The organism is Actinokineospora auranticolor (genome assembly GCF_041897805.1).
Lineage (GTDB): Bacteria > Actinomycetota > Actinomycetes > Mycobacteriales > Pseudonocardiaceae > Actinokineospora > Actinokineospora auranticolor.
In genome coordinates this window covers 8,479,979-8,488,118 of sequence record NZ_CP154825.1, presented here as the reverse complement: position 1 = coordinate 8,488,118, position 8,140 = coordinate 8,479,979, and the positions used below count along the sequence as shown (strand labels likewise).

The 8,140-nt window shown below is 71.0% G+C and carries 8 protein-coding genes; all 8 read left to right on the top strand.

Annotation, left to right across the window (positions count from 1 at the left end):
* Positions 1-503: 503 nt before the first annotated feature.
* The 8 genes from rpmH (at position 504) to V5P93_RS37410 (ending at position 8,109) form a co-directional block, all read left to right on the top strand.
* Positions 504-641 (top strand): 50S ribosomal protein L34, encoded by a 138-nt coding sequence (gene rpmH, locus V5P93_RS37445; RefSeq protein ID WP_018684246.1) that lies wholly within the window; start codon positions 504-506, stop codon positions 639-641.
* A 15-nt stretch (positions 642-656) separates the two neighbouring features.
* Complete coding sequence (gene rnpA, locus V5P93_RS37440; protein WP_104479357.1) at positions 657-1,049, top strand: ribonuclease P protein component; 393 nt, start codon at positions 657-659, stop codon at positions 1,047-1,049.
* Positions 1,046-1,369, top strand: coding sequence for a membrane protein insertion efficiency factor YidD (yidD, locus tag V5P93_RS37435; RefSeq protein ID WP_104479356.1), 324 nt, complete (start codon positions 1,046-1,048; stop codon positions 1,367-1,369). Before rnpA ends, yidD begins: the two co-directional genes overlap by 4 nt.
* A gap of 5 nt (positions 1,370-1,374) precedes the next feature.
* Complete coding sequence (gene yidC / locus V5P93_RS37430; protein WP_104479355.1) at positions 1,375-2,409, top strand: membrane protein insertase YidC; 1,035 nt, start codon at positions 1,375-1,377, stop codon at positions 2,407-2,409.
* A 29-nt stretch (positions 2,410-2,438) separates the two neighbouring features.
* Positions 2,439-2,999, top strand: coding sequence for a R3H domain-containing nucleic acid-binding protein (locus V5P93_RS37425; protein ID WP_104479354.1), 561 nt, complete (start codon positions 2,439-2,441; stop codon positions 2,997-2,999).
* 2,453 nt (positions 3,000-5,452) lie between these two features.
* Positions 5,453-6,151, top strand: a complete 699-nt coding sequence (rsmG, locus tag V5P93_RS37420; protein WP_104479462.1) for a 16S rRNA (guanine(527)-N(7))-methyltransferase RsmG — start codon at positions 5,453-5,455, stop codon at positions 6,149-6,151.
* A 78-nt stretch (positions 6,152-6,229) separates the two neighbouring features.
* Complete coding sequence (locus tag V5P93_RS37415; protein ID WP_104479353.1) at positions 6,230-7,126, top strand: ParA family protein; 897 nt, start codon at positions 6,230-6,232, stop codon at positions 7,124-7,126.
* Complete coding sequence (locus V5P93_RS37410; RefSeq protein ID WP_104479352.1) at positions 7,123-8,109, top strand: ParB/RepB/Spo0J family partition protein; 987 nt, start codon at positions 7,123-7,125, stop codon at positions 8,107-8,109. The genes V5P93_RS37415 and V5P93_RS37410 overlap by 4 nt, the downstream gene beginning before the upstream one ends.
* Positions 8,110-8,140 lie beyond the last annotated feature (31 nt).

The following is an 8,140-nucleotide window of genomic DNA, read 5'->3' as shown; positions in this document are numbered from 1 at the left end:
TGGCGTCCGCTCCCCTCCCCTCGTCGGCGGTGCACCTCGTCGGCGGTGCGCGGTAAGGCTCGTCCCGGTGCGTGGGTCCCGTCAAACGAGCATCCACAGGGTTGTCCACAACTGTGCACGAACGGTACGGCGCACCGCGGGGGAACCCGTCGGGGGGTTCACGGTACTCAGTCGCTCGGTGCCGTCGGCGTGGCAGGGCTCCCCTTCCCCCAAGACGGCGGCAAGCCGGGGTGCGCACGGTAACAACCGGCCGTCCCCGGTAACAAGACGAGGTGGCCAACACGCGTTCACGACCTGTTCACGGCCGGTGCGGCGGGCGGTGGGACCGCTCGGGCGGCCCCGGTTTGATGCGGGCCGACCCGGGTGCGTACCCTCATAAGGTCTCCCGCTTGCGGCGGGTGAGTTCCGCGTGCCCGCCACGACCCGCGTGGGCGTGTGCCGCTCGCCGCCGATCCGGGGGCGGGCAGACCTGCCAGACCTGATGAGTACCGGGAGATAGAGCCGTGAGCAAGCGCACCTTCCAGCCGAACAACCGTCGCCGGGCCAAGACGCACGGCTTCCGCCTGCGCATGCGGACCCGCGCCGGTCGCGCCATCATCGCCGCCCGCCGCCGCCGCGGCCGCGACAAGCTGTCGGCCTGATCCAACCCCGCCGCCGTGCTCCCCGCGGCCGCCCGGCTGACCAGCAGCGCGGACTTCCGGACGGTGACCAGGAACGGTCGCCGCGCCGGTCGACCGAGGCTCGTGGTGCACGCCGTGGCGGAAGCGCCGCAGCAGGCACCACTCGAAGCCGACCCGACGGCCCCGTCGCCGAGGGTCGGTTTCGTCGTCAGTAAGGCAGTGGGCAACTCGGTCGTCCGGCACCGGGTCGCTCGCCGGTTGCGGCACCTGGTGCGCGACCGGATCGGAACTCTCCCGCCGGGCAGCGCGTTGGTCGTGCGAGCCCTGCCGCGCGCGGCCGGGGCGACCAGCGCCGAGCTCGGCCAGGACTTCGACGCCGCGGTCCGCAGGCTGCGCCTGGTCGGCGGGGCACAGGACGGTGGGGTGTGAGCGCAACGACCGCGGAGGACGACCGCGCGGTTGCCGCGCGCCCCGGACCGGTGACCCGGGTGCTGCTGCTCCCGGTGCGGGCGTACCGGCGGTGGCTCTCCCCGGTGCTGCCGCCCGCCTGCCGCTTCCACCCCAGTTGTAGCGCGTACGCCGTCGAGGCACTCACCGTGCACGGCGCGCTCCGCGGCTCCTGGCTCGCGCTGCGCCGGTTGCTCCGGTGCGGCCCATGGCACCCCGGCGGGCTCGACCCGGTACCGCCGAGGACAACCGAGAACGCGTCCGGGAAGACCAACCCGGCCGAGAAGCCTGCCGAGGAGTAGTTTCCGTGCTCGATTTCATCTACTACCCGGTGTCCTTCATCATGTGGTGTTGGCACTGGGTCTTCGGCCACGTGTTCGGCGAAGCGAGCGCGGTCGCCTGGGCGCTGAGCATCGTCTTCCTGGTCTTCACGCTCCGCGCGATCATGTTCAAGCCCATGGTCAAGCAGGTGCGCTCCATGCGGAAGATGCAGGAGTTCGCGCCCGAGATCAAGAAGCTGCAGAAGAAGTACGCCAACGACCGGCAGAAGCAAGCCCAGGAGATGCAGAAGCTCCAGGCCGAGCACGGCGTCAGCCCGTTCGGCGGCTGCCTGCCGATGCTGCTGCAGATCCCGGTGTTCATCGGCCTGTTCCACGTGCTGCGCGAGTTCAAGCCGGGCAAGACCGAGAACTACTTCTTCGACGAGCGCGGCGTCAGCTCCTACATCCAGGCCGACCTGTTCGGCGCCCGGCTCAGCAACTGGATCACCCAGCCCGCGCAGGCGCTGGCCGAGTTCCACACCAGCCGCACCTCGGTCATCCTGGTGGCCATCCCGCTGATGCTGCTGGCGAGCGCGCTGACCCACCTGACCGCGCGGCACTCGGTGTCCCGGCAGAACCCGGCGACGGCCACCGCCCAGACCGGCATCATGAACAAGCTCACCCTCTACGTCTTCCCGCTGGGCGTGCTCTTCGGTGGCTTCTTCTTCCCCATCGGCCTGATCCTCTACTGGCTGAGCAACAACTCCTGGACCCTCTGGCAGCAGCGCTTCGTGTACAAGCGCATCGACGCCGAGGAGGCCGCGAAGAAGGCCGAGGTCAAGGAGAAGCGCGCCGCGAACGCGCCGAAGCCGGGGCAGAAGCCCGTCCAGCGCAAGCGCCCCGCGACCGCGAAGCCCGCCGACGGTGACGGCGAGAGCGCGGGCGACACCACGCCCGCCGAGCCCCCCGCCACCGACGCCAAGTCCGACAACGGCAAGTCCGGCACCACCGGCGGCACCGAGATTCCCGGTCTGATCTCAGACCGATCCCGTAGCAAGAAGTCAGGTCGGAAGAACCGCTGAGGCGGCCGCGGCCTGGAGAGGAGTGAACCGTGCCGGAAACGGTGCAGGCGTCCGAGAAGATCGACGCGCAGGCTGAGGAAGCGGTCGAGGAGGAGCAGCGGACCGGGTCGACAGAAGACCTCCTCATCCAGGAGGGCGACATCGCGGGCGACTACCTGGAACGGCTGCTGGACATCCTCGACTACGACGGCGACATCGACCTCGACGTCGAAGCCAGCCGAGCGGTGGTCAGCGTCGTCAGCATGGAGGGCGTCGAGGACGACAACCTGGAGAAGCTGGTCGGCCCCCGCGGCAGCGTGCTCGAAGCACTGCAGGAACTGACCCGGCTCGCGGTGCAGCAGGAAACGGGCACCCGCAGCAGGCTGATGCTCGACATCGCAGGCTGGCGTGCGGCCCGCCGCGAGGAGCTGCGCGACCTGGGCCTGGCGACCGCGCAGAAGGTGCTGTCCAGCGGCGAACGAATCCGCCTCCAGCCCATGACCCCCTTCGAGCGCAAGGTCGTGCACGACGCCGTCGCGACCACCAAGGGCGTCCACAGCGAAAGCGAAGGCGAAGACCCCCGCCGTCGCGTGGTGGTCTTCCCCCAGTAGACCGCCACTCCCCCGCGCACCAAACACGGCCCGCCTCGGCGGGCCGTGTTTTTGTTTGCCCCAAAGCCGATGGTTAGCACTCGCGGCTACTCGGCGTACCTGTTGCCTTGGCCGTCACGGCGGGTGCCGCCGCACTCCCCCGCCGTACCTCGCGACGAGCGCGCTGCCAGGCCCGCGCCTCCGCCGATCACCCTCGTTGATCAAGCTCGCGCCAATCCCGACCAGCGCAGCCCCCACCACACCACTGGGGGGTCGGCCCTGCTCCAGGCTACCGGCGTTGGAGGGTGTTTCGGCGGTCGGCGGAGAACCTGTGGATGAGATGGAGGTATGTGGATAGGCGCGACCTGGGTATTGGGGACGGCGCGGGCGCGGCGCGGAAGAAGTTCACACGTGTGGGGGGCATGGGGTGGCGAGGCGAGGTCGAGAGGGATCGGTGCGGAGGTGTTGGTCGGGTGAGCGTGGGGTTGGTGGCCCGGTGGAGCGGCGGATCGCTGGGCGAGGAGCTGACGGGGTGGATGGGAGTGGGGACGAGCGTGCGTGGTGAGGGAGATGGAGCTAGCGCGGCGGGTGGATGACGAGCTGGGGTGAAGGTGGATCGGCGCAGAGACGAGAGAGGCGAGCTGCGCAGGGCAAAACAGGCTTGGCGGTAGGGGGAGGTAGAGGAAGGAATGTGGAGGTAGAGGCGGAGTGAGGAGGTGGGAGCGGACGGAGACGCGGCAGAAGGGGACGGCGGATAACGGGAGGACGGCGAGGCAAGGCGGCGAGGCGACGGGGCAGACGGGGAGGCGATGGGCGACGGGTGATTGTCAACGAGGCTGAAGGGCGACGGGACGACAGGGGTCGAGATGGCAGGTGAGGTGAGAGACAAGGTTGCAGGGCGGCGAGGCGACAGGACGGCGAGGCGGCGGAGCGACGGGGCGGCGAGGCGACGGGGCAGACGGGGAGGCGATGGGCGACGGGTGATTGTCAACGAGGCTGAAGGGCGACGGAGCGGCGGAGCGACGGGACGACGGAGCGGCAGGGCGGCGGGACGACGGAGCGGCGGGACGGCGGAGCGACGGGGCGGCAGGGCGGCGAGGCGGCGAGGCGGCGAGGCGACGGGGCGGCGGAGCGACGGGGCGGCAAGGCGACGGGGCGACGGGGCGGCAAGGCGACGTAGCGGCGGAGCGGCAAGGCGACGGAGCGGCAGGACGGCGAGGCGACGGGACGGCGGGACGGCGAGGCGACGGGACGGCGGGACGGCGAGGCGACGGGACGGCGGGACGGCGAGGCGACGGGACGGCGGGACGGCGAGGCGACGGGACGGCGGGACGGCGAGGCGACGGGACGGCGGGACGGCGAGGCGACGGGACGGCGGGACGGCGAGGCAACGGGACGGCGGGACGGCGAGGCGACGGGACGGCGGGACGGCGAGGCGACGGAGCGGCAGGGCGGCGGAGCGGCAGGGCGGCGAGGCGACGGGACGACGGGGCGGCGAGGCGACGGGACGACGGGGCGGCGAGGCGACGGGGCGGCGGAGCGGCGGAGCGGCGGAGCGGCGGAGCGGCGAGGCGACGGGGCGGCAGGGCGACGGGGCGGCGAGGCGGCGGGGCGGGGCGACGGGGCGGTGAGGCGAGACGACGGGCGGCGGGGTGGTGAGGCGAGACGACGGGCGGCGGGGTGGCGGGGTGGCAGGACGGAGATATGAGCGAACGGAGAAGCGGCAGAAGGGGACGGCGGGATATCGAAGGACGGTGAGGCAAAGCGGTGAAGCGCGGGACGGCGAGACAGAGGAGCGGCGGAGCGACAGGGCGGTGGAGCGGAGAGGTGACGAAGTTGCGAAGCGACCGGACGAGGCGGCGAGATGACCAGGCGGCGGGGACAGCAGGGCGATGAAGCGGAGGGGGAGCAAAGAGGGAGTGATGAAGGGAGACGTGGAGCGACGGAGTGGTGGAGCGATGAGTCGGGAGGGTGGCGAGGCGGCTGGCGACAGTTGAGCGGGCGACTGGGGAGACGGAGAGACGATCGATAAGGCGGCGAGGTCTTGGACGTGGCGACACGGCGACGTAGGGAGGTGGCGGGGTGCGGGCGAGGACGTAGAGAGGTGGGGGGATACCACGGGGTGGGGACAGAGAGGTGCGGTGAGGCGGAGTGGTGTGAGCCGGAGGGCAGGGGCGTGGGAACAGGGATGAACGGAGAGCGGAGAGGAACGGAGAGCGGAGAGGAACGGAGAGCGGAGAGGAACAGGGAATGAGAGCGAAGGACGGCGGGGTGGAGCCGAGTTGGGAAGGTGGGTTGACGGAGCGGGTGGTGACACTGGACGGCGTGTTGGGGTGAACGGCGCTGGAAGGGCGGAGGGTTCTTCTGCGTGATGTTTCACGTGAAACGCGGGCCGGATGTGGGGGTGCGGGGCGGGCATCGGGGACAATCGGCGGGCATGGTTTCACGTGGAACATCGGATGGGGTTTGGCTGGATGACCGACGTTGATCGGCCGGTGGGTGCTGGTGTGGTGTTCGGTGAGCGCCTGGGGGTGGCCGAGGGGTTTGTCCGGTTGTTGGCTGAGCACGGGGTGGAGCGCGGGTTGATCGGGCCCCGTGAGGTCGAGCGGTTGTGGGATCGCCACGTGCTGAATTCGGCGGTGGTTGGGGAGGCGATTCCGGAGGGGGCGGTCGTTGTCGACGTGGGGTCGGGGGCCGGGTTGCCGGGGGTGCCCCTGGCGATCGCGCGGCCCGATCTTTCCGTGACGCTGGTCGAACCGATGGCTCGACGGGTGGCGTGGCTGGACGAGGTAGTAGAGACTCTTGCTCTGTCTTCGGTCACGGTCGTGCGCGGTCGGGCCGAGGAACCGGCGGTCCGGTCACGGGTTCTCGGTGCGGATGTGGTCACCGCCCGAGCGGTCGCCCCGTTGGCCAAGCTCGCTGGGTGGTGCCTGCCGCTGGTGCGGCAGGGGGGTCACCTCGTCGCCCTCAAGGGTGCCAGCGCGGCCGAGGAGATTGATCGGGATCGCGCGGCGGTCGCTCGGGTGGGCGGCGGCGAACCGCGTGTCGAAGTCTTGGGTGGCGCGGTCCTCGAGGTGCCGACGACCGTGGTGCTCATTGAACGTGTGAAGCCCGCGACCGGTCGGGAGCGACCCCGGCGGGCGAGGAAGGATCAGGGTGCACATCGAGGCTGAGATCGGAGCAAGGATGTTTCACGTGAAACCGACGGCTCGCGCCGCCGCCGCGTCGGGGACCGGGGAGGTGCGCTGACCATGACCCAGCCCTCCCCCACCTCCGTCGCGGGGTGGACGCCGATAGCGGAAGAAGCCGCGCGGGCCACCCGGGTGAAGCACCCCGACCGCATGTTCCCCCGCCCTTGGCGCCGCCGGGTCTTCACCGTCGCCAACCAGAAGGGCGGCGTCGGTAAGACCACCTCCGCGGTGAACCTCGCCGCCGGTCTCGCCATGCACGGCCTGCGCGTGCTGGTCATCGACCTCGACCCGCAGGGCAACGCCAGCACCGCCCTCGGTGTCGACCACCGCTCCGGCACCCCCTCCGTCTACGAGGTGCTGCTGGGCGAGGTGACCGTCGCCGACGCCGCTCAGGTGAGCGACCAGTCCGACCGCCTGTTCTGCGTCCCCGCCACCATCGACCTCGCGGGTGCCGAGATCGAGCTGGTCTCGATGTCCGCCCGCGAAGCCCGCCTCAAGGAAGCCCTGTCCGACGAGGCGCTCGACGAGCTGAACCCGGACTACGTCTTCATCGACTGCCCGCCGTCGCTCGGCCTGCTGACGGTCAACGCGATGGTCGCCGCGCAGGAGGTGCTCATCCCGATCCAGTGCGAGTACTACGCGCTGGAGGGGCTCAGCCAGCTGCTGCGCAACATCGAACTGGTGCAGGCGCACCTCAACAGCGCGCTGGTCGTCTCCACGATCCTGCTCACCATGTACGACGGCCGGACCAAGCTGGCCGACCAGGTGACCTCGGAGGTGCGCCACCACTTCGGCGACACCGTGCTGCAGACGGTCATCCCGCGCAGCGTGAAGGTCTCCGAGGCCCCCGGGTTCGGCCAGTCCGTGCTCGCCTACGACCCGGGTTCCCGCGGCGCCATGAGCTACCTGGACGCCGCCCGTGAAGTTGCCGAACGAGGAGCGGAGGCGCCGCGATGAGTGGCACAGGACCAGGTGCGCGCAAGGGCGGTCTCGGCCGCGGCCTGGCCGCCCTCATCCCCCAGGGACCTCCGGCGGGCGTGCCCTCCGGCGGGCTGAAGCTGCCCAGTCCGGCGGTGCGCAACGGCGAGTCGATCGAGCCGCCCGCCGCCGAGCACAGCGGGTCGGTCGCGGGCGCGGTCTACCGGGAGATCCCGACCGCGTCGATCCAGGCGAACCCGAAGCAGCCGCGGCAGGTCTTCGACGAGGAGGCGCTGACCGAGCTGGAGCACTCGATCCGCGAGTTCGGCCTCATGCAGCCGATCGTGGTGCGCGAGCTCGGTGCCGACACCTACGAGCTCGTCATGGGCGAGCGCAGGCTCCGCGCCTCCCAACGGGCCGGGCTGGAGCGCATCCCGGCGATCGTCCGGCAGACCGCCGACGACGCCATGCTGCGCGACGCCCTGCTGGAGAACATCCACCGGGTGCAGCTCAACCCGCTGGAGGAGGCGGCGGCCTACCAGCAGCTGCTCGACGAGTTCTCCGTGACGCACGAGGAGCTGGCGAGCCGCATCGGCCGCAGCAGGCCGGTCATCACCAACACCATCCGGTTGCTGCGCCTGCCGCTGCCGGTGCAGCGCCGGGTCGCAGCGGGGGTTCTCTCCGCCGGGCACGCGCGGGCACTGCTCGGTCTGGACGAGGCGGGGTCGCAGGAGGAGCTGGCGACCCGAATCGTGGCGGAGGGCCTGTCGGTCCGCGCGACCGAGGAAGCGGTGACGCTGGCCAAGGGCGCTCCCCCGGCCAAGCCGAAGCCCGCCCCGCGCAAGCCGATGCAGGCGCCCGGTCTCGACCACCTCGCCGAGCGGCTGTCGGACCGGTTCGACACCCGGGTGAAGGTCGAACTCGGCAAGCGGAAGGGCCGGATCGTGGTCGAGTTCGGCTCGGTGGACGACCTGGAGCGGATCGTCGACATGATGGCGGAAAACGGGATTAATCGGACATGAAAAAGCCGAAGGGAACCACACCGGGTCGATA